The sequence below is a fragment of the Paraburkholderia sp. ZP32-5 genome, from assembly GCF_021390495.1.
GTDB lineage: Bacteria > Pseudomonadota > Gammaproteobacteria > Burkholderiales > Burkholderiaceae > Paraburkholderia.
Map to the genome: position 1 here is coordinate 1,572,498 of NZ_JAJEJP010000002.1, position 23,703 is coordinate 1,596,200.

25 protein-coding genes are annotated in these 23,703 nt (G+C 64.7%); 11 read left to right on the plus strand and 14 right to left on the minus strand.

The window, feature by feature from the left end; genetic code table 11:
• The first annotated feature begins 62 nt into the window (after nt 1-62).
• The 3 genes from L0U82_RS25680 to L0U82_RS25690 all read left to right on the plus strand — a co-directional run bounded on the left by L0U82_RS25680 (nt 63) and on the right by L0U82_RS25690 (nt 3,863).
• Entirely contained in the window at nt 63-965 is a 903-nt protein-coding gene (locus L0U82_RS25680) for a YihY/virulence factor BrkB family protein (protein ID WP_233835589.1), read from the plus strand.
• Between the two features lie 260 nt (nt 966-1,225).
• Nucleotides 1,226-2,341 carry a cell division protein ZapE gene (zapE, locus tag L0U82_RS25685; protein ID WP_233835590.1) on the plus strand — a complete coding sequence of 372 codons (1,116 nt, stop codon included), beginning with the start codon at nt 1,226-1,228 and terminating at the stop codon, nt 2,339-2,341.
• 379 nt (nt 2,342-2,720) lie between these two features.
• Nucleotides 2,721-3,863 carry a hypothetical protein gene (locus tag L0U82_RS25690; RefSeq protein WP_233835591.1) on the plus strand — a complete coding sequence of 381 codons (1,143 nt, stop codon included), beginning with the start codon at nt 2,721-2,723 and terminating at the stop codon, nt 3,861-3,863.
• Between the two features lie 110 nt (nt 3,864-3,973).
• Here the strand turns inward: L0U82_RS25690 and tkt are convergent, their stop codons facing one another.
• From tkt to L0U82_RS25710, 4 genes are all read right to left on the minus strand, one after another.
• Nucleotides 3,974-6,058 carry a transketolase gene (gene tkt / locus L0U82_RS25695; RefSeq protein WP_233835592.1) on the minus strand — a complete coding sequence of 695 codons (2,085 nt, stop codon included), beginning with the start codon at nt 6,056-6,058 and terminating at the stop codon, nt 3,974-3,976.
• Between the two features lie 281 nt (nt 6,059-6,339).
• Complete coding sequence (locus L0U82_RS25700; protein WP_233835593.1) at nt 6,340-6,891, minus strand: cupin; 552 nt, start codon at nt 6,889-6,891, stop codon at nt 6,340-6,342.
• 67 nt (nt 6,892-6,958) lie between these two features.
• Nucleotides 6,959-7,135 (minus strand): hypothetical protein, encoded by a 177-nt coding sequence (locus L0U82_RS25705; protein WP_233835594.1) that lies wholly within the window; start codon nt 7,133-7,135, stop codon nt 6,959-6,961.
• A gap of 104 nt (nt 7,136-7,239) precedes the next feature.
• Complete coding sequence (locus L0U82_RS25710; protein WP_442793696.1) at nt 7,240-7,473, minus strand: hypothetical protein; 234 nt, start codon at nt 7,471-7,473, stop codon at nt 7,240-7,242.
• Between the two features lie 303 nt (nt 7,474-7,776).
• Here L0U82_RS25710 and L0U82_RS25715 point away from each other — a divergent pair, with 303 nt between their 5' ends.
• Entirely contained in the window at nt 7,777-8,013 is a 237-nt protein-coding gene (locus tag L0U82_RS25715; RefSeq protein ID WP_233835598.1) for a hypothetical protein, read from the plus strand.
• 41 nt (nt 8,014-8,054) lie between these two features.
• On the opposite strand, the gene L0U82_RS25720 is transcribed toward L0U82_RS25715, so the two are convergent.
• Nucleotides 8,055-8,300, minus strand: a complete 246-nt coding sequence (locus tag L0U82_RS25720) for a DUF6723 family protein (protein ID WP_233835599.1) — start codon at nt 8,298-8,300, stop codon at nt 8,055-8,057.
• Nucleotides 8,301-8,564: 264 nt separating this feature from the next.
• On the opposite strand from L0U82_RS25720, the gene L0U82_RS25725 reads away from it, so the two are divergent.
• The 3 genes from L0U82_RS25725 (at nt 8,565) to L0U82_RS25735 (ending at nt 12,091) form a co-directional block, all read left to right on the plus strand.
• Nucleotides 8,565-8,927 (plus strand): hypothetical protein, encoded by a 363-nt coding sequence (locus L0U82_RS25725; protein WP_233835600.1) that lies wholly within the window; start codon nt 8,565-8,567, stop codon nt 8,925-8,927.
• A 94-nt stretch (nt 8,928-9,021) separates the two neighbouring features.
• A complete protein-coding gene (locus L0U82_RS25730) occupies nt 9,022-10,284 on the plus strand; it encodes an AAA family ATPase (RefSeq protein WP_233835601.1) in 1,263 nt (420 codons plus the stop codon).
• Between the two features lie 34 nt (nt 10,285-10,318).
• The gene (locus tag L0U82_RS25735; protein WP_233835602.1) at nt 10,319-12,091 is read left to right on the plus strand and encodes a cobaltochelatase CobT-related protein; all 1,773 of its coding nucleotides are present in this window, start codon (nt 10,319-10,321) and stop codon (nt 12,089-12,091) included.
• 48 nt (nt 12,092-12,139) lie between these two features.
• On the opposite strand, the gene L0U82_RS25740 is transcribed toward L0U82_RS25735, so the two are convergent.
• On the minus strand, nt 12,140-12,814 hold the full coding sequence (locus tag L0U82_RS25740; RefSeq protein WP_233835603.1) for a MarC family protein: 675 nt from the start codon (nt 12,812-12,814) through the stop codon (nt 12,140-12,142).
• A gap of 340 nt (nt 12,815-13,154) precedes the next feature.
• On the opposite strand from L0U82_RS25740, the gene L0U82_RS25745 reads away from it, so the two are divergent.
• The 3 genes from L0U82_RS25745 to L0U82_RS25755 all read left to right on the plus strand — a co-directional run bounded on the left by L0U82_RS25745 (nt 13,155) and on the right by L0U82_RS25755 (nt 15,595).
• Nucleotides 13,155-13,367: a DUF3311 domain-containing protein gene (locus L0U82_RS25745; RefSeq protein ID WP_233835604.1), complete on the plus strand. Its 213-nt coding sequence runs from the start codon at nt 13,155-13,157 to the stop codon at nt 13,365-13,367.
• Entirely contained in the window at nt 13,364-14,839 is a 1,476-nt protein-coding gene (locus L0U82_RS25750) for a sodium:solute symporter family protein (protein WP_233835605.1), read from the plus strand. Before L0U82_RS25745 ends, L0U82_RS25750 begins: the two co-directional genes overlap by 4 nt.
• A 105-nt stretch (nt 14,840-14,944) precedes the next feature.
• Nucleotides 14,945-15,595: a glutathione S-transferase family protein gene (locus L0U82_RS25755; protein WP_233835606.1), complete on the plus strand. Its 651-nt coding sequence runs from the start codon at nt 14,945-14,947 to the stop codon at nt 15,593-15,595.
• A gap of 87 nt (nt 15,596-15,682) precedes the next feature.
• On the opposite strand, the gene L0U82_RS25760 is transcribed toward L0U82_RS25755, so the two are convergent.
• Together L0U82_RS25760 and L0U82_RS25765 are read right to left on the minus strand one after the other, a co-directional pair.
• Entirely contained in the window at nt 15,683-16,792 is a 1,110-nt protein-coding gene (locus L0U82_RS25760; protein ID WP_233835607.1) for a diguanylate cyclase domain-containing protein, read from the minus strand.
• A 106-nt stretch (nt 16,793-16,898) separates the two neighbouring features.
• Complete coding sequence (locus L0U82_RS25765; RefSeq protein ID WP_233835608.1) at nt 16,899-17,861, minus strand: hypothetical protein; 963 nt, start codon at nt 17,859-17,861, stop codon at nt 16,899-16,901.
• Between the two features lie 642 nt (nt 17,862-18,503).
• Here L0U82_RS25765 and L0U82_RS25770 point away from each other — a divergent pair.
• Nucleotides 18,504-19,571, plus strand: coding sequence for an FUSC family protein (locus tag L0U82_RS25770; RefSeq protein WP_233835610.1), 1,068 nt, complete (start codon nt 18,504-18,506; stop codon nt 19,569-19,571).
• Between the two features lie 43 nt (nt 19,572-19,614).
• Here L0U82_RS25770 and L0U82_RS25775 read toward each other — a convergent pair whose 3' ends face one another.
• The 6 genes from L0U82_RS25775 to L0U82_RS25800 form a co-directional block, all read right to left on the minus strand.
• Nucleotides 19,615-20,013: a cupredoxin domain-containing protein gene (locus L0U82_RS25775; protein ID WP_442793664.1), complete on the minus strand. Its 399-nt coding sequence runs from the start codon at nt 20,011-20,013 to the stop codon at nt 19,615-19,617.
• Between the two features lie 44 nt (nt 20,014-20,057).
• Nucleotides 20,058-20,999 (minus strand): metallophosphoesterase family protein, encoded by a 942-nt coding sequence (locus L0U82_RS25780; protein ID WP_233835612.1) that lies wholly within the window; start codon nt 20,997-20,999, stop codon nt 20,058-20,060.
• 158 nt (nt 21,000-21,157) lie between these two features.
• Nucleotides 21,158-22,102, minus strand: coding sequence for an aldo/keto reductase (locus tag L0U82_RS25785; RefSeq protein WP_233835614.1), 945 nt, complete (start codon nt 22,100-22,102; stop codon nt 21,158-21,160).
• 112 nt (nt 22,103-22,214) lie between these two features.
• Nucleotides 22,215-22,853 (minus strand): glutathione S-transferase family protein, encoded by a 639-nt coding sequence (locus tag L0U82_RS25790; RefSeq protein WP_233835615.1) that lies wholly within the window; start codon nt 22,851-22,853, stop codon nt 22,215-22,217.
• 52 nt (nt 22,854-22,905) lie between these two features.
• Nucleotides 22,906-23,358 (minus strand): SRPBCC family protein, encoded by a 453-nt coding sequence (locus L0U82_RS25795; protein WP_233835616.1) that lies wholly within the window; start codon nt 23,356-23,358, stop codon nt 22,906-22,908.
• Nucleotides 23,355-23,690, minus strand: coding sequence for an ArsR/SmtB family transcription factor (locus L0U82_RS25800; protein WP_233835617.1), 336 nt, complete (start codon nt 23,688-23,690; stop codon nt 23,355-23,357). The genes L0U82_RS25795 and L0U82_RS25800 overlap by 4 nt, the downstream gene beginning before the upstream one ends.
• Nucleotides 23,691-23,703 lie beyond the last annotated feature (13 nt).

A 23,703-nucleotide genomic window follows, 5' to 3' on the forward strand; every position in this document is an offset into this window, starting at 1 on the left:
GCAGACACGCGTGTCGAGGCCGGCCGCCCTCCGGCGGCACCCGGCGCGCACCGCGAGGACTCATGCAGATCACGCTCGACCCGCAGGCGCTATACATCGCGAGGCACCCCGGCCGCTTCGTGCTGCAGACGCTGAAGGCGTTCCGCGCGAACCAGGGCCTGCTGCTGGCCGGCGCGGTCGCGTATTACGCGTTGCTGTCGATCGTGCCGCTGTTGATCCTGATCGTCATCGTGCTGTCGCGCGTGGTGCCGCAGCAACTGGTGCTCGACGCGCTCGCGCATCTGCTGCGCTGGCTCGTGCCGGGACAATCGAATGCGCTGGTGCGCGAGCTGTCCAACTTTCTCGCCCATCGCGCGGTGATCAGCACAGTGCTGCTGCTCACGATGATCTTCTTCAGTTCGCTCGCGTTTACCGTGCTGGAAAACGCGATGTCGTTGATCTTCGTGCATCGCGTCGTCGTCAAGCGACGGCATTTTCTCGTGTCCGCGCTGCTGCCTTATTGCTACATCCTGTTTCTCGGTATCGGGCTGCTGGTCGTCACCGTCGTGTCGAGCGCGCTCGATGCGATCGGCGCCGAGGGTGTCGAACTGTTCGGTCTGCATGTGTCGTTGCATGGCCTGTCGCGCGTGCTGCTGTATCTGCTCGGGCTTGCCGGCGAGATCTTCGTGCTGACGTCGGTTTATCTGGTGATGCCGGTCGGGCGTCCGTCGCTGAAGCATGCGCTGATCGGCGGTGTGGTGGCCGGCGTGCTGTGGGAGATCACGCGGCATGTTCTGGTCTGGTATTTCGCCACGCTGTCGCAGGTCAGCGTCGTGTATGGATCGCTGACGATGGCGATCGTGATCCTGCTGAGCTTCGAATGGCTCGCCACGTTGCTGCTGTTCGGCGCCCAGGTGATTTCGCAATACGAGCGCTTCGGCCACGAACCGCTCGATGCGCCGCAGCCGAAAATCGAAACCGGCTAGCCTGTGGATCCAATCGCAAGGGATAGCCGTTGCTCGCTCGTTTTCCGATGATGCTGTCCACGATGACGGCCGGCCGATCGGCACGCGGGCGTGCAACGGTCTTGCGCTTGAACGTGGCTGCTAAAATGGCGCGCTGATAGCACGCGCCTGTGTTGCTGTTACAGGCCATTCATTGCACGTTCTCACGTCGGCCCGTCATTCGATGCTCGCACCCGCCCTCTCCACCCACGCCACGCCGTCCGTCAGCGGCGCTCGCGCCGATGTCTGATCCCGCCCGTATCACGCGCGCATTGGCCTCGCGTGGCATCACGCCCGATGCCCGTCAACGCGAGGCCATCGATGCACTCGCGGCGCTGCTCGGCTCGCAGCAACGCGCGCGGCACGCATGGTCGAGCGCGGCGTTCGCATCGCAAGGCGTCTACTGCCATGGGCTGCCGGGGCGCGGCAAAAGCCTCGTCGTCGATACCGTATTCGAGCTTGCGTCATGCCGCAAACGTCGGCTGCACTTTCACGAATTTCTGCGCGAGATGAATCGCCGGCTCGTCAACGCGCCGCGCAGCGACGACCGGCTTGGCGACGTAGCGCGGCAATGGCTCGATGGCGTCGAACTGCTGTGCTTCGACGAGTTTCATGTTCACGACATTGCGGATGCGTTTCTGATGGGACGCTTTCTCGATACCGCGATCGGACTCGGCACACGCATCGTGCTGACCTCGAACTACGCACCCGACGATCTGCTGCCCGACCCCGAGTTTCACGAGCGTTTCCTGCCGACCATCGCGCAGATCAAACGCTGCTTTACGGTGATTCATTTCGATGGCGCGCGCGATTACCGTTTCGGCGGTGAGGCGGCCGAGGTGCCGCGCTTTTTCGCGCCGCTCGATACATCGAGCCAGCACGCGCTGCGCGACATCTTCACGAGCCACGAACGCGGCGCGTGCATCGAAGCGCTGACGCTCAGCGCCGCCGGCCGGCCGCTGGCGGCACGCGCGGCCGGCAATGCGCTGCTGTGGGCGGATTTCGAGCCGCTTTGCGTAGCGAGCCGCTCGCATCTCGACTACCTCGATCTCGCCGAGCAATGGCAAGGGCTGATCATCGATAACCTGCATACGTCGGCACTCCAGCAGTCGCATACGCTGCAGCGGCTGATATGGTTGATCGATATCTTCTATGACCGCAAACGCGCGCTGTTCATCGCGTCCGATCAGCCGATCGAGACCGCGTTGATCGGACTCGAAGGCGCGCACGATCTGTCGCGCACGTTGAGCCGGCTGGCGGAGATGCAGTCGCGCGCGTATCGCAGCGCGCTCGATGCGAGTGGCGGCGAACGGGCTGGTGAGACTGAACAGGCTGAAAAAACCGAGGGTTCTTCGTAAGCGCGCTGTAGCGATACGGTTGCATCGTCGCGTCTTCGTACGTCGTCTCTGACTGGGCTATGTGATGAGCACGTTTCGTCACTGCGCCGCGATGTCCCGATGCTGTGCCCCACTCCGCCGCGCGAAAGACCTGATGCAAATCTTGCAAGCCGGCGGCAAATCCTGCCAGCGGCGGCAGGCATTCGAATAAACGCGCAAAGCCGTTCGCCATCGACACAAACACTGTAATTAGCAACCAATGAGCGGCCGATAAACGGACAATAAGCCGCCAACAACCTCACCAACACCACCGCATCCCGCCTGCACGGGAATAGGTCCTGCTACCGCCGACGGCAACTTCGATTCTTCTGCGGATTACACGCCGCTTGCGCCCGTTGCCATGTTCAGAACCGCTCCCCTCGCCGCCGTGCTGTGCGCGGCCTGTCTCGCCACCGGCTGCGCGCATATCGGACCGACGCGCCTGAAAGCCGATCAGGTCGATTACGCGCGTGCGCTCGGCGACGCGAAGAAGCGCGCGATTCTTGCCGCCGTGATCGGTCTGCGCTACGGCGACGCGCCGGCTTTCCTGACCGTCAGCAGCATCATCGCCGCGTATACGTTCGACACGACCGGAGGCGCAACGCTCAACGCCGGTTCGGGCTCGATGCCGAACTATGCGCAGGCAACCGGCACCGTGTCCTACTCGAACCGCCCGACCTTCACGTTCACGCCGACCACCGGCGAGGCGTTCGCATCCGCGTATATTCGCCCGCTCGCGCCATCGCTGGTACTGCCGCTCGCCGAAGGTGGCGTGCCGATCGATCTGTTGTTGCGGATCACCGCGCAATCGATCGGCGGGCTGCAGAACGGCAATGCGCTCGGCGGCGAAAACAGCGCGGGCGCGCCGGGCTTCTTCGAGTTGTTGCAGGCGTTGCGGCGCTTGCAACTGGCCGGAGAGCTGAACATCGAATCGCGCCAGTTCGATACCCAGGCAGGCAATAAGGCTGCGGATAATGCCGCCAGCAAAAGCGGCAACAGCGCAGCCAACACCGCGCAGATGGGCGTGTTCCTCGTGATCGGCGCGACCACCAGCGGTGAGTCGCCGCGCACGGCCGCCGATGTCGCGCTCGTGCGCAAACTGCTGCATCTGTCGGCGAAAACGCGCAGCTACGAGATCGTGTACGGTCCGTCGTCGACGTATCGAACCGGCGACCGGATACCGATGGTCACGCGCTCGGTGCTCGGCATTCTCAGCGATCTCGGCGCACAGGTGCAGGTGCCGCTCGAACGCATCGCCGACGGCTCGACGAAGCCGACGGTCGGCCTGATCGGCGGCGAAACGCGGCCGACGATCATCGTGCATTCGGGCAAGACCGCGCCCGTCGATGCGTATGTATCGATCGCGTACGGACCGTCGATGTATTGGGTCGAGCGCAACGACTTCGATTCGAAATACGCGTTCACGGTGGTGCAGAATCTGATGGCACTCGCCGAGGCCGACACCAGCAACAAGGCGCCAGTGGTGACGATTCCGGCGAATTGAGTGACGCGCAAATGGAAGCGGCGGCCTCAGTGGGCCGCCGCCTTTTGATGGACTGATCGTTTGAGTTGATCGCCCGGTGTCCCCATCAGGCGCGCGTCAGACCCACGCCACTATTCCCCCGCGCCCTTCGCCTTCACCCGCTCGATCTGCTGCTTCGCCGCCTCGTACACGCGATCCGGCGTAAAGCCGAACTTCTTCTTCAGATCGGCGAGCGGCGCCGACGCGCCGAACGTATGCATGACGACCTGCGCGCCGAGCCGCCCGGTATAGCGGTCCCAACCAAGCGACGCAGCCTGCTCGACCGCGACGCGCGCCGCGACATCCGCGGGCAGCACCGACTCCTGATACGCACTGTCCTCGCGCTCGAAGATGTCCCACGACGGCATCGACACGACACGCGCCGCGATGCCCTCGCTCTTCAGCTTCTCGTACACGTCGACGCAGATCGACAACTCGCTGCCGGTCGCCATCAGAATCACCTGCGGCTTCTGGCCCGATGGTGCATCGGCCAGCACATAGGCGCCATGTTTGACGCCGCTAGCGGACGCATAGCGCTTGCGATCGAGCGTCGGCAGCGGCTGGCGCGACACGACGATGCAGGCCGGCCGATGCGGCTGTGTCAGCGCGACGCGCCATGCCTCGGCCGCTTCGTTCGCATCGCCGGGACGCAGCACGGTGAGCCCCGGCACGCCGCGTAGCGACGCAAGCTGCTCGATCGGCTGATGCGTCGGGCCATCCTCGCCGACACCGATCGAATCGTGCGTGAACACGTAAATGGCGGGCACTTCCATGATCGCCGACAGCCGGATCGGCGGCTTCATATAGTCGCTGAAGATCAGGAACGTCGAGCCATACGCGCGCAGATTCGATAATGCGAGCCCGTTGACGACCGCGCCCATCGCATGTTCGCGAATGCCGAAGTGCAGATTGCGGCCGCCATAGCTGTCCGCTTCGAAACTGCCCGCGCCTTCGAACTTCAGATTGGTTTTGGTCGACGGTGACAGGTCCGCCGCGCCGCCGATCATCCATGGCACGCGCGCGGCAATCGCGTTCAGCACCTTGCCCGACGATTCGCGCGTTGCGATGCCCTTCGGGTCCGCGTCGAAGTTCGGGATATCGCTGTCCCAGCCCTGCGGCAACTCATGAGCTTCGATCTGCGCGAATTCACGCGCGAGTTCCGGATACTGCTTCTGATAAGCGTCGAATTTCGTCTGCCATTGCTCGCGCGCAGCCTTGCCGCGCGCGCCGATGCCTTGTGCGAAGCGTTCGTGCACACCGTCCGGCACGTAGAAGAATTTGTCCTCGGGCCAACCGTAGGCCTTTTTCGCCAGCGCGACTTCATCGGCGCCGAGCGGCTCGCCATGCGCGGACGAGGTGTCCTGCTTATGCGGCGCACCCCAGCCGATGATGCTGTGAACCACGATCAGCGTCGGCCGGTCCGTCACGCTCTTCGCTTCGACCAGCGCCTTTTCGAGCGCGGCCGCGTCGTTCGCATCGTCGACGTGCAGCGTATGCCAGTTGTAGCCGCGAAAACGGGTCTCGACATCGTCGCTATACGCGAGGTCCGTATGGCCTTCGATCGTCACGCGATTGCTGTCGTAAATCCAGATCAGATTCGACAGCTTCAGATGGCCCGCTAGCGACGCCGCTTCGTGCGAGATCCCTTCCATCATGTCGCCGTCGCCGCACAGCGTGTAGACGCGGTAATCGAACAGCGGCGCGTCCGCCTGATTGAACCGGCTTTCGTACCAGCGCGCGGCCATCGCCATGCCGACACTGTTGCCGAGCCCCTGGCCGAGCGGCCCGGTGGTGGTCTCGACGCCGGTCGTCATCCGGTATTCGGGGTGGCCCGGCGTCTTGCTGTCGATCTGACGGAAATGCTCGATGTCGTCGAGCGAGACCGCGGGCGCGCCGGTCGGCTTGCCGTGCGCGTCGACGGCCTTTACGTTGGCCAGATGCAGCAGCGAATACAGCAGCATCGACGCATGCCCGACCGACAGCACGAAGCGGTCGCGATTCGGCCATAGCGGCTCATCAGGGTCGTAGCGCAGATGGTTTTGCCACAGGTGATACGCGACCGGCGCGAGCGCCATCGGCGTGCCGGGGTGACCGGAATTGGCTTTCTGCACGGCGTCCATCGACAGCGTGCGGATCGTGTTGATGCACAACTGATCGAGGGCGGGATCGTTTTGCATGAGACGCTCCTTGTTCGGCAATTCGGAAGATAGCCGGGACGCACTGCGCGGCGTTCGCGAGGCGCCGCGCATCGGATCGGCATGGCGTCGCGCGCGGCCATGTACGCGAGCGGCCGCACCGGCACTTCAGCAAGGCGGCAGGTCGGCGGTACAGGAAGCGCGCTGGGGAAATCGCGGCGAAGCCCACAGATGATGCGCCTATCCACGCCACTCTGCACGTCACGGCGCGGTGCTTGGGCAACTGAAGGCAACTGAAGGCGGCTGAAGACGGCCGAAGACAGCTAGCGTCCTTCGGCGTGCAGCCAATGTTCGATCAGCGGACCATGCTTGCCGTCGATCGGGTCGAGCGGCGGAAACGGCAAGGCTTCCATCTGCGCGAGTTCGGCGGGCGTCAGCGCCTCGCGGCGAATATCCCACTGCTGGCCGCGCGGATAGCCGGCCACCACCTGAAAATGCCGCTCGAACGATTGCAGACAATGGCCGGTGCCGGCCGGCAACAGCAGCACGTCGCCCGCATCCAGCGTGACGACGCGCCCGCCTGGCCCACCGACGATCACCTCGGCGCGCGCATCGGTCACGCCGAGCACTTCATGCGCGGTCGCATGGAAGTGATGAAAGTCGAAGACGCTGTCGCGCCATTGCGCCGGCCACGCGTTGCGCTCGAACAGTACTTCGAACGCGGCGGCCAGATTGCCGCCTGCCGGCGACAGCGCGCGCCGGTAGATCACGACCGGCAGCTTGCGATTGTTCGGCACCCAGTCGTGCGGCTCGAGCATGAACGCTTCGTACTCGGTCTGTGCGATGTCGAAACCGTGCTTCGACTCGTTGAACATGGTTGACTCCTGCTTTTCGATGCGGGTAAGGGCTGGTTCGGAGGCTCGCTTGCCGTCGGGTGACCGGCTAGCCGCCGCCAATGCCCTGTTGCACCTTGCCGGTGCCGCTGCACAGCGTGCAGCGTTTGCCTTCGGCCTGGCCGGTGCCGTGGCACGCGCGGCACGCATCCTCGCCGGCACCTGGCGTGTTGGGCGGCACTTCGTCGCCGGGACTCATCGGCTGGGGTTGATTGTCCTGAACCATCGGCTTTCTCCTGTGCTTGCTCCGGCGTGTTGCTGACGGATTGCATACGCATACGGGATTTCCTGGCGGAAGCGGCGCTAAGGGTCTCTGCGCCGCGTGCTCTATCAATGCTCGCCCGGCTCCTTGTGATGCGACGCGCGTCCGCCGCCGCCCGCCGGCTCCGCGTGCTCGCCGGTGCCGAGCGGCACTTCGGCGGTCTGACGAGGCACTTCGTTCGAGCGCGGCGGATTGGTCTGCCGGTCCACACCGGTCTGTTCTACCGGCTCGATACCGAGCGGGCTCGGCTCGACATAGTGGGTACCGCTCGGCTTGTTGCGCGCTTTGACTTCATCGGACATCGCCGATGAATCGCGCTTTTCGCGGCCTTCAGGCTGCTGGCCCGCTGACGCGGCGGTCGGCTCCTGCATCGGTGCGTCGGTCGACTCTCGATCCTGCATGATGCCCTCCTCGTTCTTTCATCCACGTTCTGCCGTTCGGACAGATACCTGCTTTGTGCAGCAACAACCGCGCCTTACGGTACGAGACGTGAGCAGCGTTGAATGCAGTGCATCTCCGTGAAAACAGGCACGGCCATTGCGGCAGCAAACAGAGCAGCATCACACGATCGCTTTGTAAAAAGGAGCACATCAAAGGAGCACGTCATGAGCATCACGACCATCCGCGTATCCGACACCGAACTGCAAGTCGAGCGCACGCTATACACGTTCGCGCAAAAGAGCGACGCCGACGCCTTTCAGTCCTGTCTCGTCAATGGCTCCATCGACACCTGCTATCGCGAGCATCCACCGCTGTCCGCATCCCCGACGGTGCCCGATCAGCATCCGGACGATCCCGCGCGCGGCAGCACGATTTCGCCGTCGCTCGGCGGCATGCCCTGATGGCGAACGCCTTCGCGCAGGCTGTGCGCTTGCTGTCACGCTCAAGCCTCCGGCGCGGCGCGATCGGCCGCGACGATTTCGCGGCCGTAGTCGATCGCCGCACGCCGTGCCTCGTCGGCGGTCGCATACGGTCCGATCTGCGGCGCGCCATCGAACGGGAACAGGATGCGCCGGTCCGCTTTCCTGACCACCTTGAGTCCGCCGATGTAGCGGCCGTCGCCGGTGCCGTGATAGCTGGCGAAAATCTCGAAGTCGTCGTCAGCCACATCGGCCTTGTGTCGCGCCATGTGCGTTCCTTGTCCTGTGCTTTGGGTCATTCATGCAGCGGCAAACGGCGCGCGCTGTCGCCGCTTGCAGCGTCTTCATCGAGCGATCGTTGTGTCGCGCGTGTGATCGCTTCGAGCAATACACGTTCCTCATGCGGTGACGTTCGCCTGCAAGGGAAAGACGGCACCCCTGTGTGACCTGTATGCGACGTGTTGTTCGACGTCGGGGCATGCGCATTGCGCGCCGCATTGTGCGTACTAGCCACAACCTCCAGGGAGACCACGATGTTTTTACCGCACGCCACGCTTCACGCTCGCCGCTTACCGAACCCGTTCAACGCGTCGCCATTGCACGCGCTATCGAGCGCCGCGCACCTGCATACGCAGATACCGCCCGTCAGCGATCCTCAGAAGCCGCCCAAGGGCCCGCCGCCGAGCATCGATCCGGACCCGTTGCCCGATGATCCGATCGACGATTCGCGCGAGGCGCCTGAAGGCGATCCGCCGGACAGGCAGCCGCCCTTGCATACATCGGCCACGCGCCGCTCGATGGCGATGACCGCGCAACGGCAACGACCGCCGCACACAACGGCTGATCACATCCACGCATCCCGCGAACCCAAACCCGGCTTCAGCCGCAGCCTATAGCGACGATCGAAAGGCGCGCAGGATAAGATAAGCGGCAATTTGGCTTCAGCCAGATCGAAGCGCATCGTGCGATTCGATCGTCGACCTTTCTGCCATGAGCGCGCCTGACCCGATTGAACACGAAGACGGAAACACGGACGAGAACCTCGGCCTCTATCGACGCGCGACGCAAAGCGGCGCGCAGTGGTGGCGCGTCAGCGTCGGCGACCGGCCCGAGACCTATCGCCTCGAACATGGCGCCGACGATGAAAACGGCGTCGGTGCGGTCGATATCGATCTGATCGTCGACGCCGAGAATTTGCGTGCGAAGCTGAAGAAGTGGCGCCGCGAAGGCTTTGCGATCGACGGCGGCGACGCGCACGAAGACGATGCGCGCACGCGCGTCGCGTTCATGCCCGAGTTGCAGCGAGCATCGGCGAGCATGCTTGAGCACAAACAGCGGGAGCGCGCCAGCTCAAATGACACCACGCAGGAAGAACCGAACGGGACGGTCCGCATCGGCACAGTCGATGTACCGTGCGGCTCGCCGCATCCGCTCATGCCGCCCATCAACGCCGCTTATCTGTTTTCACCGCGCTTTAACGACATCGTCGAAGACATCGTCGAGAACCGCCGCGTGATGCTGATCGGCCACACAGGTGCCGGCAAGACCAGTCTGATCGAGCAGGTTGCCGCGCGCTCGCGGCATGGTGTGTTGCGCTCGAACATGAACGGCCAGACCACGGTCGGCGATTTCGTCGGCTTCTGGACCGTCAAGGGCGGCGAAACGCTGTGGGTCGACGGCGTGCTGCCGACCGCAATGCGCGAGGGCCTATGGCTGATCGTCGACGAGATCGACTTCGCGGAGCCGTCGATTCTCGCCGCGCTGACCGCCGTGCTCGAACCGCATGGCCGGCTCGTGCTGAAGGAAAAAGGCAACGAAATTGTCGCGCCTCATCCGGCGTTCCGTCTGTTCGCGACGGCGAACGCGGTCGGCGCGATGAGCCAGTTCCGCCATCTGTACCAGGGGGCGAATCTGATGAACGAGGCGTTTCTCGATCGCTGGCGTGTGTATCTGCTCGACTATCTGACGCCCGCCGAGGAAACCGACGTGCTGATGCGCACGCTCGCGCCGCACATGACGCACGCGCTCGCGGCGACGCTCGCCGCGATTGCCGCCGACTGCCGCGCGGCCTTCGCGCGCGAGGATCTGGCGAGCGCGTTCTCGACGAGGCGGCTGCTCGACTGGGCCGAACTGATGCTGCGCACCGGCGACCCGGAACGGGCGGCGAGCCCGGCCATCTACGCGAAGGTGAGCCCGGAAGACGCCGCGCTGATTCGCGGCATCATCCGCCATCACATCGCGCCGGTGGGCTAACGGCATTAACGGAACGATCCGACGAAAAGCCGCGATGAACGCCCGCCACCCCGCTCACCTGCAACGCGACACGCAGGGCTTCGCATTCGAATCGACGCTCGGCAAGGTCGCGCGCGTGCTGACCGGCCAGTACGGCGTGACGGTCGTATTCAGCCCCGATGGCCCACGTGTCGAACCCGGCCGTATCGTGATTCCCGACTATGAAGCGGATGGCGGCGTCGATCGCGACGTGCTGATCGGCTATCTGGATCTGCTGGTCGCGCGCGCGAAGCATGCGTCGCTTGCACAGCTCGATGCGTTGCCACAGGGACCCCATGCGGGCATCACCGCGAAGCTCGCGCAGGTCATCGACGATCGGCGCGTGTGCGCGCAACTGCTCGACGAATATCCCGGCGCGCGCTGGTTTATCGGCAAGCTGCGCGCGCACGCGGCCGAGCGCGTCCGGCAACGCTGGTCGAAGCTGCATTGGCGCGACCGGCTCGCGTGGCTGGTCGAGCGCACGCTGTGGGACGAGACGCCGGCTCGCAACGAAGCGAGTCATTCGCTGCTCGCCGCGTTGCATGCAGCGCAGGATCTGCTGCACAAAGCACGCGCGAGCGATTCGACCGCGCGCAGCATCGCGGTGGCGGCGGAGCTGGTCGCGCGCGTGCGGGCGTTGTCGGCCGGTGACGCGAACAACATGATGTTCACCGCCGGGCCGGCCGAAGATATCGATACGGAAACGGCGGCCGCGTCGTTTGGTGACGACGACACCGCGTTGCCCGCTCGGGATGACGCCGCTGCGGCCTCACCGCCGTCGGAAAAAGACGGCGGTGCACCGTCGGACGACGCGGTCGGCATGGGGCAAACGCTGGCCGATTCCGCCTCGGCATCCACTCGCGATGCAGGTCAACCGGGCGCGGCCGGCACATCGCCGCCACCGATGCGGCTATCGATTCCGCTCGCGACCGAATTCGACGAAATCACCGATGTGACCGGCCACGGCGACAGCGCCGCATGGCGCGCGCTGCGCGCGCAAGCCCGCGCGGACACGGCGCCGCTGAAGGAAAAGCTCGAACGCGCGCTATCCGCCGACGAACGCGTACGCTGGCGCCGCGAACAGGAGCGCGGCGACATCGATCGCACCGCGCTCGCGAAGCTCGCGACGTCGCCGGGCTACCGCACGCCGTTTCGCACGCAACGCGTTACCAAGGGCCGCGACGTCGCGGTGAGCCTGCTGATCGATCGCAGCGGATCGATGGCCGGGCGCAAGATCGAACTCGCGCGCCTGTGCGCGAGCGCGCTATGCGATGCGCTGACGCAGCTGTCGTTCGATTGCGAAGTGCTCGGCTACTGCTCGCTCGAGTCCGCGCCGATGCGGCAGCTCTACGAGCGGCAACTCGCGGCCGGCGCGGATCTGCGCCGCTACAACCGCTGTGTCGAACGGCTCGATCAGAAGATTTACAAGCGCTTTGGCGCGACCGACCTGAGCGGTATCGCCGAGATCGACTGCGGTCATGAAAACCCGGATGGCGAAGCGCTGGCATGGGCCGCGACGCGGCTTGCCGATCACCCGGCCGCGCGCCGCATCCTGATGGTGTTCTCGGACGGCTACCCGTCGACCGGCGACGGCGACCCGCGCGTGTTGCGCAGCGATCTGCGCGAACGCGTCGCGGCGATCGGCAAGCGCGGCATCGAACTCGTCGGTATCGGCGTGCTGACCGATGCGGTGGAGGATTTCTATCCGCGCAACGTGGTGATCAGTCGCCTCGCCGAGTTGCCGGCGACCGCGTTCTCGGTACTCAGCTCGATGTTGCTGACGCGCTAGGCAAAATCGAAGCACACGCGACGTTGAACCCCTCGGCGCGCAACGCGGCTAGCGAGCCGCCGGCGGCAGCGTCGCGATCGGAATCAGGAATTCGGATACGCCGGTCAGTATGATCTGCACGCCAATACACAGCAGCAGAAACGCCGACACCCGCAGCGCGACCTTGGTACCCTCGACGCCCAGGTAGCGCGCGAACACCGTCGCGCGGCTATAGACCAGATACACGGTGACGGCCACCGCCAACGTGATCGCGACCGAGGCGATGCCCGACACGACGAACGCCGACAGCTTGTGCGTGCGATTCGCGGACAGCGCGATCGCGGTCGCAATCGAGCCCGGCCCGGTGGTCAGCGGCACGGTAAGCGGAAAGAAAGCACGGGCCTTCGCGGTGTCCGCGTCGACGCGCTTGACCTCGTTCTGCTCGGCGGGCGTGTCCGGCGCGTTCAGCATCTGCCAGCCGCCCACCGCGAGCGCGAGCCCGCCGCCGATGCGCAGCGCCTCCATCGAAATGCCGAAGAAGTGCAGGACCGGGGTGCCGATGAAGAACGCGACCAGCAGCACGCAGGCGGCGTTGATCGCGATCTTGCGGGCGAGCGCGGTGCGCTCGTCGATGGTCAGCGACGCGGTGCGGTCCAGAAACATAAAAGCGCCGCCGATCGGATTGATGATGCTGATCAGGCCGGTGAAGCCGAACAGAATGTCCGAGATCAGACTTTCGACCATGTGTGTGTCCGTATGTGTGCGGAGATGTCCGTATATGCCCCAGGCCGGTCGATCCGCGCCGCATGACGCGACCCGGAAAATGCTACAACGCTGCCAGATCATATCGCGCCGCGCCACCTGAACCGCGAAAAAGACGTTTCCGCATCAAGCTCGCGCGAGCACGCCGCAGCCCCCTCCCCGCCTTGCAGTGCAGCAATCCTGGCCGAAATGATGCGTTTGCAACTTTCGGAAAACTCACATTTATTTTGATCCCCTTTACTGAACGGAAGTATCCGGCATAAAGTCATCAGCGAAGCTGCACTTTCAACAACATCTATTACAAGTTCGAGGAGCTGCCCTCATGTTGCTTCGTGTACTTGCCGCACTGCCGTTCATCGGCATGCTCGTCGGCATTGCGTTTGTCAATCGTGTCGAGCCGCTCGTGCTCGGCATGCCGTTCGTGCTGGCCTGGATCGTCATGTGGGTGATTCTGAGTTCGATCATCATGGCGATCGTCTACAACATCGACCCGTCCAACCGTCATGCCGCCGAAGGCGAGGAGGTTCGCCCATGAGCGCACTCGTTATCATCGCGGCCGTCACACTGGGCGCGCTATTCCTCGGCATGCGCGCGCGCCGCGGCCATGACATGAGCCTCGAGCAATGGAGCGTCGGCGGCCGCAGCTTCGGCACCGCGTTCGTGTTCCTGCTGATGGCCGGCGAAATCTATACGACCTTCACGTTCCTCGGCGGCAGCGGCTTTGCGTACGGCAAGGGCGCCCCGGTCTACTACATCCTCGCGTACGGCACGCTCGCCTACATCCTGTCGTACTGGATGCTGCCACCGATCTGGCGTTATGCGAAAACGCACCGGCTGGTGTCGCAGCCGCACTTCTTCACGCGCAAATACGACAGCCCCGCGCTCGGCACGCTGGTCGCGCTGGTCGGCGTGGCCGCGCTGATCCCGTATCTCGTGCTGCAGTTGAAGGGCCTCGGCATCATCGTCGCGACCGCTTCGTACGGCGCAATTTCGTCGACCGCGGCAATCTGGATCGGCGCGATCGTCGTCACGTCGTACGTGATCGTGTCGGGCGTGCGCGGCTCCGCGTGGAACTCGGTGGTCAAGGACACGCTGATTCTCGCGATCGTGCTGTTCCTCGGCATCTATCTGCCGCTGCACTATTACGGCGGTGTCGGCGAAATGTTCCGCGCGATCGATGCGGCCAAGCCCGGCTTCCTGACCTTCCCGGCGCATGGTTCGAGCGTGGTGTGGTTCCAGTCGACCGTGCTGTTGACCGCGCTCGGCTTCTTCATGTGGCCGCACACGTTCGGCTCGATCTTCACCGCGAAGGATGAACGCATCTTCCGCCGCAACGCCGCGGTGCTGCCGCTCTATCAGTTGATCCTGCTGTTCGTGTTCTTCGTCGGCTTCGCGGCAACGCTGAAGGTGCCGGGCCTGACGGGCGGCGACATCGACCTGTCGCTGTTCCGCCTGTCGCTGCAGACGTTCGATCCGTGGTTCGTCGGCGTGATCGGCGCGGCCGGTATCCTGACCGCGCTGGTGCCGGGCTCGATGATCCTGACCTCCGCATCCACGCTGCTCGCCAACGACGTCTATCGCGGCATGCTGAACCGCAACGCGTCGGATGCAAGCGTGGCGATGATCGCGCGCACGCTGGTGCCGGTGGTCGCACTGGTCGCGGTCGGCTTCACGCTGAACGGCGGCGAGACGATCGTCGCGCTGCTGCTGATGGGCTACAACTTCGTCACGCAACTGTTCCCGGCCGTGATCTCGAGCCTGATGCCGCGCAACCGCGCGACCAAGCAGGGCGCGTTCTGCGGCATCCTGGCCGGCGTCGCGGTGGTCACGCTGACCACCACGCTGCACTGGAGCGTCGGTCAACTGATGCCGTTCCTGCCGGACACGTTGAAGGACGTCAACATCGGCTTCCTCGCGCTGGCGGTGAACGTGGTCGTGTTCGTGATCGTCAGCGCGGTCACGCAGTCGCATTCGGCCGACCAGAAGTCGCACGCATCGGCGCAATGAGTCGCGCGGCGCTGAGCATGACGGGCTGAGCGCCCGTTCGCGCCGCATCCTGGCAGGGCTGTTCGCTTCGGCGGCAGCCCTTCTTTCATTCTGCTTTCGCTTGCTATGTCCTACGTTCTCTACTACTCGCCAGGCGCGGCCAGCATGCCGGTGCACTGGATGCTGATCGAAATGGGCGTACCGTTCGAAGCGCGCCTCGTCGATATCGACGCGGGCCAGCAGCGCGACGCCGACTACCTGCGTCTGAATCCGGCCGGGCGCGTACCGACGCTGGTCGTCGACGGCACGCCGCGCCATGAATCGGCCGCGCTGCTGATGCTGCTCGCCGAGCGCCATCCCGAGGCCGGCCTCGCCCCCGCACCCGGCTCGGTGGAACGCGCGCCGTGGTTCGAATGGATGATCTATCTGGCGAACACGCTGCTGCCGGCGATGCGCGACTGGTTCTACGCGGATAGTGACGGCGATCCGGCCGGTGCCGGCGCGGTGCGCGCGCTGGCGCAGCGTCGTATCGAGGAGGCATGCACGCGGCTCGACGCGCATTTCGCCGCCGGTCATGCGTATCTCGCCGGCGATCGGCTCAGCACCGCCGATCTGCTCGCGCTCGTGCTGATGCGCTGGACCCGCAACATGCCGCGCCCGGCGACGGCTGGGTGGCCGCATCTGGCGAGCTATATCCGCAGGCTGCGCGCGCTGCCTTCGTTTATCGAATTGAATGAGCGTGAGAAGCTGACTGAGTGGCGCAACCAGGCTGGCTGACGGTCGGATGTAGTGGTTGGCACGGCGCCGTTAAGGGCTGTGCCGTTCAAGTCCCCCGCGATCGCCACGCGCGCAGCACGTCCCGAGTCACATCGCCGCGGTCCGGCTCGTGCGCCCTGCCCGCGCGGCAAATGCATAGCCGTTCTTGCCGTCGCGCTTGACCTGATACATCGCCTCGTCGGCCGCGGCGACCAGACGACGATGGTCGCCGACGGCATCGGGATAGCTTGCAATGCCGACGCTCGCGCGCACGTGGCCGATTTCCATCTGCTCGTCGATGAACACCACGCAGCCGATCAACCGCCGCGCGATGTCGGCCAATTCCATCTCGTTCGAAAATGCCCGCACCAGCACCGCGAATTCGTCTCCGCCAATCCGCGCGACGAGGTCGGTCTTGCGGACCGACGCGCGAAAACACGTCGCGACGCGGGTGAGAAAGGCATCGCCGGCCGGATGCCCGAACGAATCGTTGACCTGCTTGAAGCCGTCGAGATCGACATAGAGCACGGCGATCCGCGATGGCGCCGCGCCGTCGCGCGCGTTCGCGGCGGCTTCGTCGAGCGCGGCCAGCAGCCGGCGGCGGTTCGGCAGACCGGTCAGCGAATCGTGCAGCGACGCATGCTCGAATTCGTGCGACTGCCCGGCCAGTTGCCGGTTGCGTTTCGCGTACATGCCGAGCGCCGTGATCAGCATGCAGAACAACAGCGCGGCGAGCGCAATCAACGTGTGCGCAACATGCGTGACGCGCACCCGCGCATCGGAGCTATATGCGTCGCGCTGCGCGCGCCAGTACGCCGAGACGCTGGCGAGCGCCGCGCCGGCCGCGTCGGGACTGAGATCCGCGTTCAGCTTCGCGGGCGGATCCTGCAGGTCGGCCGATGGGCTCGCGTTCACGAGTGCCGCCAGCGACGCGAAGCGCCGCGTGAATTCGGCGCGCGCGCGGTTGTAGCCATCGATGATGGCCGGGTCGCGACCGGATGCGGCGCCGGCGATCCGTTGCCAGATGTTCAACTGTTCGCGCGCGCTGGCGGCACGGTCGGCGGCTTCGAGCACGAGGCCCGCATATTCCTGTTTCACCTGATCGGAGAACACCGTGCGCACCTGCATCGCCAGATATAGCACGCCGACCAGCAGACACAGCAGCGCGGCCACCGCGATGGTCGCGGGGCCGGGTCTCAGTCCCAGCGTCGGTCCCACTGCGGCTCCCGCTCCCGATGCAGGAGCCGGTCCGGAATTCGGGCGCGGCGCGGGCGCGCCTGCGTGCGCGTCGTCGCCGTGACTCTCCGAGCATCCGCAGCCGCACTCAGGGGTGCGAGTAGATGTCTTGTTGTTGCTGGCGTCCACTGCCATGTTGACGGTAGCTCACTCGTCGAAAGAATTGCCCCACGCGTGCGAACAGACTGTCTTTATGCTTCGCGTTCGACGGCGCGGCACGGCGGTCCTGCTGCGCGAGTTTGCCGTTTTTGGCCGGACGGTTCGACGCGCGCTGCGTTGGGGGATTGGCCGCGTTCGCAGCCTGCCGCGTAACGGCGGGCGACGAGGCAGGCGCGCCATACAGGTCGGGCGTTGTGTTGGGTGCTGCGGCGTTGGACGTGTTGGTCGATCCATCGACTGACGTATCGGCTGATGTGTCGGCCGGCATCATCGACGGTGTCGCGGGCGATGCATCGGCAACCATCGTCGACGGATTTGCGTTGGGATCGTTCGGTTGGATCTGGCCGGACCAGACCGCATGTCCATTGGCCCGTTCGTCGGCGGCTTCCCGCGCCGTTGCCGGCCGCCTGGACATCGCCGCGGGGTCCGGGCCGTCGGGTATCGCCAACGAAGACGGCGGTGCCGCCTGCGGCCACGTCGGCGCGCCCGGATGAGTCGTTGCGTTCGCGACGGATTGCTCCGGCGTTGCGGGCGCAACGGTCGCGGCCATCGAGTCTTCGTCGCTCGCGCGTTGTGTCGGTATCGACGCCGCGGGCCGCGCGGTGGACTGCGCGACGTTGCGCGCACCGTCCGCCTCCGACGAACCCAGGGCGCGGCGTGCGCTGGTGATCGCGTCCGCATACGCCTGTTGATCGTGATTGAACCAGACGCCATACGCGACGGTGCCGATCACGCCGAAGCTCAGCGCCGCCGCGGCGGCGATGCACAGCGCGAGCCGGCCGAAGCGTGGCGGCGAATTTCCCGGCGCGCGCGGGCCGTCGAAATCGGAGTCGGGGTCCAGGTCGTCGGCGTCCGGGGGACGCGGATCGGTATCGTCGATATTCGTAGCCATCGCAAGACGCTCCGCAATACGTGCTACTCGTGCTGCTATGAGGCTGACAGGCCGTGCGCGGAATGCGTGTGCGCCGCTTACGGCATGTGTTGCCGATGAATGTAATCCTGTCGCAAGCCGGCGACAAACAGCGGCGTTGCGTTTTAAACACCCCTCAAGAGAGCGCTCATGAGAGCGCCAATGAAAGCACCAGCGAGGCCGCCAGACGGCAAAAAAGCACACACGACTGTAAAAGCTGCAAGTCGGCCGACCGCCATCCCGCGAAGCCATTTACGTCATGCACGTCGCGCCGGGGTTTCTGCAAAACGCGCCAACGTAGTCGAGGTTCATACGCAACAAGCACGCCTATAGGATAGTCGGCGGGCCGTTGCATCGCGGACGCTTCGAGCGGAGCCGCGTGCCGCCGAGCAGATTGCGTGCCCGGCGTTATTCAGGCTCGAAGCGGGTTCATGCAACGGACAGACGAGATCGCGCGTGATTCGCGCGTCGCCGCTGCGTTGCACAGATTGCCGGCCTCCCGCCGTGCACACGTAGTGGTAAGGTCTCGTGCGCGCCTCGCGCGAATCCGCGCGATGCCGGGCACAACCCAGCGCAACAGCCTCAACTGCCTCAATCAACGTCACCGATCGGCATAAAAAGATCATGTCCAACGTGTATCAGCACAAACCGCTCACGCCATTGCGCCGTGCGCTCGCGCGTTTCTCGCTCTCCGAAACCGCCAAGTACGCGAAGCTGACGCTCGGCCTATGGATCGGTTTCGGCCTGCCCTATCTGCTCGGCTATCCGGATGCGGCCGTGCCACTCGCCGGTTCGGCGATGCTGACGCTGGCGCTCGGAAGCTCGATTTCGGCCGCCCGAAGCTACTTCTACAAACGGGTGTTCTCGAACGTCGTGGCGATGCCGGTCGGCACGCTGCTGATCTGGCTGACCGCGCCGCATCTGTGGCTCGGCGCGGCGCTGCTGCCGGTCGTGATCTTCGGCATCGTCGCGCTGCGGCCATCGCTGTTCCAGATGACCAGCATCACGGTGCCGATCACGCTCGTGCTCTATACCGGCGAACATATTCCGCTGCTCGAACAGCGTCTGATCGGCGTCGTGCTCGGCATGTTTCTCGGCTTCATCCTGCAGCAGATCGCGTTTCCGCCCGATCACGGTTATTGGGCGAACACGCTCGTCAACGACGGCAACGAACAGGCGACCGACGTCCTCGCGCAACTGGCGGCCGGCACACTCGACAAGGCGCGCATCAAACCGGCCGCGACGAAGCTGCGCACGCTGAGCACGAACCTCAAGCAGGCGCATCTGCTGCTGAAGACCGACCTCGAGCAGGCATGGGTGTCCCCGCATCTGAAGCGCAACGCGCCGCGGCTGCCGGTTTTCGCGTGCTATCAGGAGACTTTCGATACGCTGGTCAACTTTCTCGAAACCATCGATACGTTTCATCAACAATTCGCGGCGCTCGACGCCGCGTGGCGCGAGGCGTTTCTCGCGCGGCTCGCCCAACTCGTCGCCACGCACCGGCAACTGGCCGACGCGGCGGACCTGCGAGTCGAACGTCCGCCGCTGGCCGCGCCGCCGCTGCATATGGAAGATCTGCGTCAGTTGACCGAGGCGCTGCCGGCATCCGATGTGTTCACCAGCGTGTACCTCGGCCATCTGACCGGCTACGGCATCCTGCTGTGCCGGCTGAGCGATCTGCATACCGCGTGAGCACCGTGCGTGGGCCGCCTCCGTGCCACGCGCGTTGCATCGCTCATTGCACGGTGATCGTCGCCTTCATGTTCGGATGGATGCCGCAAAAGATCTTGTACACCCCCGGTTTATCGAATTTGAACTGATACGTGTCGTTCTGATCGAGCGCGGCCGAGCGGAACATGCCGGCATCGTTGACGACGGTGTGCGGCTCGCCGTCGAGATTCTTCCAGGTGACCGTCGAACCCGCTTTGACGGTCAACTCCATCGGCGAGAACATGAAGTTCTTGATGACGACAGCGTTCGGGGCCGCTGGAGCCGCCGTGGCCGTCTTCTGCATTTTCATCGGCATCGGCATCTGCATCGACGTTTGCGCAATGCTGAGCCCCGCCGACGCGGCCAGAATCGCGACGCTGCCGAGCAGATTGAACAGCACGCGCGTGTATAGATCAGTTCGCATGAGCGGACTCCTGAGTGTGGGGAAAGTGAGGGTTCATGCGAAAGTCATGCGAGCGTCGTGTCGTCGAGCGTCGCCTTCAGCGGATGGCGCGCGATGCTCACGCTGGTCACGCCCAGCATCTTCGGCAACTGGTCGCTCGCGACTTTCAACGGCCCGGGGCCTTCGCCCTGCCCCGCGCTCGGCTGCGGATAGGCCGTGGAGCGCGCGGTGTGAAACGTGACGTTGCCCTCGACCTTCGACACGATCTGATGAATGTGACCGTTCAACACCGTCACCGAACCGAAGCGTTTCAGATAGCTCATCGCCTGTCCCGCGTCACCGGTGCCCCAGCCCCACGGCTCGTAAATGGTCCACATCGGCATATGCGCGAACACGACGATCGGTGTGCTCGCTGAGCGTCCCTTCAGATCGTTTTCGAGCCATTCGAGCTGGTCGTCGCCGAAACCGCCGAGACCGTTCGGCTTGAAGTGCATCACGTTGACGAGGCCGATGAAATGCACGCCCTGATGATCGAAGCTGTAATAGCCGCGGTTATCCGACGCCTTGCCGAAGCGCTTGAAATACTCGGTGCCGGGACCGTCCGTTACGTCGTGTTCGCCCGGCACGGTATGCAGCTCGGTGATCTTCAATCCCCCCAGCAGTTGTGACGCGAGATCGAACTCCGACGCTTTGGACAGATGCGTGATATCGCCGGTGTGGATCGCGAGCGGAGGTTTCGCCGGCATCGCGTTGACGAATTCGATCGTCTGTTTGAGCGTGCCGGCGACGTCCGGATTCGCTTCCTTGTTGAAGCCGATATGCGTGTCGCTGATCTGCAGGAATAACGGCACGCCCGCCGCGGGAGCGGTTTTCGCGTCGGCGGCGAGCGCGAGCTCCACTGGCGTAAGCACGCCACCCGACAGCATGAAGACGGTGCCCAACCCGCCGAACGCAAGACATTTCAGCGCGCCGCGACGCGCCGGATCGAATGATTGATGTGACGACATGGTGACCTCACGATAAGGATTCGCAGAACCGGCCGCGGGATCGTCCCGCGGCCCTTGCGAGCCGGTTCATGAGGCATGACTGAAGAGTTGCGCGGTTTATTCCCGCGTTTTGTGAGAAGTTGGCCGCTCGTGTGTTGAGCGACGAATCGTGCGATCCGTCAGCCGCCCACCGCCGCGATGATTCGTGCGCGCATCGCATCGTCGGGCAGCGGCCCCGACCCGGCGCGCACGTTGTCGGCCATATATTTCGGCCGCCCGGTACCGGGAATCACGACCGTCACCGCCGGATGCGCGAGCACGAACTTGAGCAGAACCTGCGCCCAGCTCGTGCAGCCGATTTCGGCGGCCCACGCGGGCAGCGGGGTTTTCATCACGCGCGCGAGCAGCCCACCGCCGCCAAACGGCTGGTTGATCACGACGCCGATGCCCAGCTCCGCCGCGAGCGGCAGGATGCGCTGCTCGGCCGCGCGATCGTCGGCGGCATAGTTGATCTGCACGAAGTCGGGCTTTTCGCTGCGCATCACGGCGGCGACCTCGTCGAACGCGCTCGACGTGTAGTGCGTGATGCCGATATAGCGAATCCGCCCGCGTGCTTTCCAGTCGCGCAGCGTCGCGATCTGCGTGCGCCAGTCGAGCAGATTGTGAATCTGCATCAGATCGATATGCGATTGCTGAAAACGTCGCAGCGATTGCTCCATCTGCGCGATGCCGGCTTCCCGTCCTTCGGTCCAGACCTTGGTCGCGACGAACGCTTTGCTGTGCGCGTCGAGCTGCGTAAGCAACGCGCCCGCGACCGCCTCGGACGAGCCGTACATCGGCGACGAATCGATCACGGAGCCGCCCGCCGCGAACAGGATGCGCAGCACGTCGGCGAGTTGCGCGCGGGTGGCGGGATCGTCGCCGACGTCGAACGTGCGCCAGGTCCCGCAGCCGATCACCGGCAGACGTTCGCCGCTGGACGGAATGACACGTTGAGTGATGCGGGGTAAGGCAGTGGTATCGGCTTGCGCCCGCGCGAATGATGGCAATGCCAGCGAGACCGGCACGCCGATCGCGATGCGCAGAAAACGGCGCCGGGTATCGTGGTTCGACGGAGCTGTCATAGCGTCAGAGGTTCTTGCGCGTCCGCTTCACGGGCGCTTCCGGAAGCTCACACGATACGGCAATCCCGGTGCTGCCGCCACGCAAGGGCTGCGACAGCGGCCGCCTTAACTCTCACGCGTGCGCAACCGCCTTTTCCGTACGCGCCGGAAATGGATTACGCCACGCGTCGAACGCATTCAGCTGATCATGCCAACGCCGCACTTCGGGAAATTCATCGAGCGGCATCGCCGCGCCCTGCGCGTACGGCAGCGACACGCCAACGGAAAAATCCGCCACCGAAAGCTCATTGCCGAGCAGCCACTTGCGCTCCTTCAGATGCTGGTCGAGCACCGCCGCATGCTTGCGGAAAAATGACTGCGCTTCAGCGACTTTCCCTGGATCGGGCTCGCCAAGGCCGATCCACGGCTTGATCAGGTACTCGAAGTACAGCGAGCCCGCATGCCGGTACAGATGCTGGCTATTCCAGCTCATCCAGCGCACCACGTCGATCTGCTGCTGCGCGTCGCGCGGCCACAACGCGGATTGCGCGCGTTGCGCGAGATGGCAGATGATCGCGTCGGCTTCCCACAAGCGGCGCTCGCCGTCAACGAGTGCCGGCACCTTGCCGTTCGGATTGATCGCCAGATAGTCCGGCTTCATGTGTTCGCCGCGGCCCATATCGACGAACACGTAATCGACCGGCAGATCCAGGTAGCCGGCCACCGCGCAGGCTTTGCGCGGCGCGAGCGTTTCAGCGTAATAGAGCTTCATGTGCGACCTCGGTATGCGTTGAAGTGATGGCGCGGCCTCGGGTGCGCGCGTTTCAGGCGGCTTCGCTTGCCAACCCGGCCAGCAGTTTCTCCAGCTTGTCGAACGACGTGGTCCAGCCGATCCGATGGCCGTCGCGCGCCGCTTCGTCGGCGAATTGCGAATGCGTGAAATTCAATTCGGTGCCCTCGTCGATCGAGCGCAATACGATCGTCACCAGCGAGCGCCGTTCGGGCATCGTGACCCACTCCCACGTGAAGACCAGCTTGCGATCGGGTTCGACCTCGCGATATTCGCCGCGGCAGTCGTGCGTATCGCCATTCAGCGTCTGAAACACCACGCGAAAGCGCCCGCCTACACGCGGATCGGCTTCGGCGCTCAGCACCGGGCCACCGTCCGGTCCCCACCAGCGCACCATCAGTTCGGGACGCGTCCATGCCGCGTAGACCCGCGCCGGCGGCGCCTTCAAACGCCGAATGATCGTCAGACTGGGCTTCTCGTTGGTCATCCCTCTTCTCCTTCGACAAAATCGGCAAGCCGGTCGAGACTCGCGGACCAGAAGCGCTCATAGCGCCTGAGCCAAGCCATCGCTTCTGCCATCGGACCGGCCACGAGTTCGACCGACACGGTTCGCCCACTCTTCGTGCGCGCGATCAGCCCGGCATCGCTCAATACGTCGAGATGCTTCATCACCGCCGGTAGTTTCACCGGCAACGGACGCGCGATTTCCGTGATCGACAGGCCGGGCTCGCTTTCGAGACGCGCGAGGATGGCGCGCCGCGTGGGGTCCACGAGCGCGGCAAACGTGCGATCGAGTTGACTGACTGGATACTTTGCCATGTGGTGAACTATA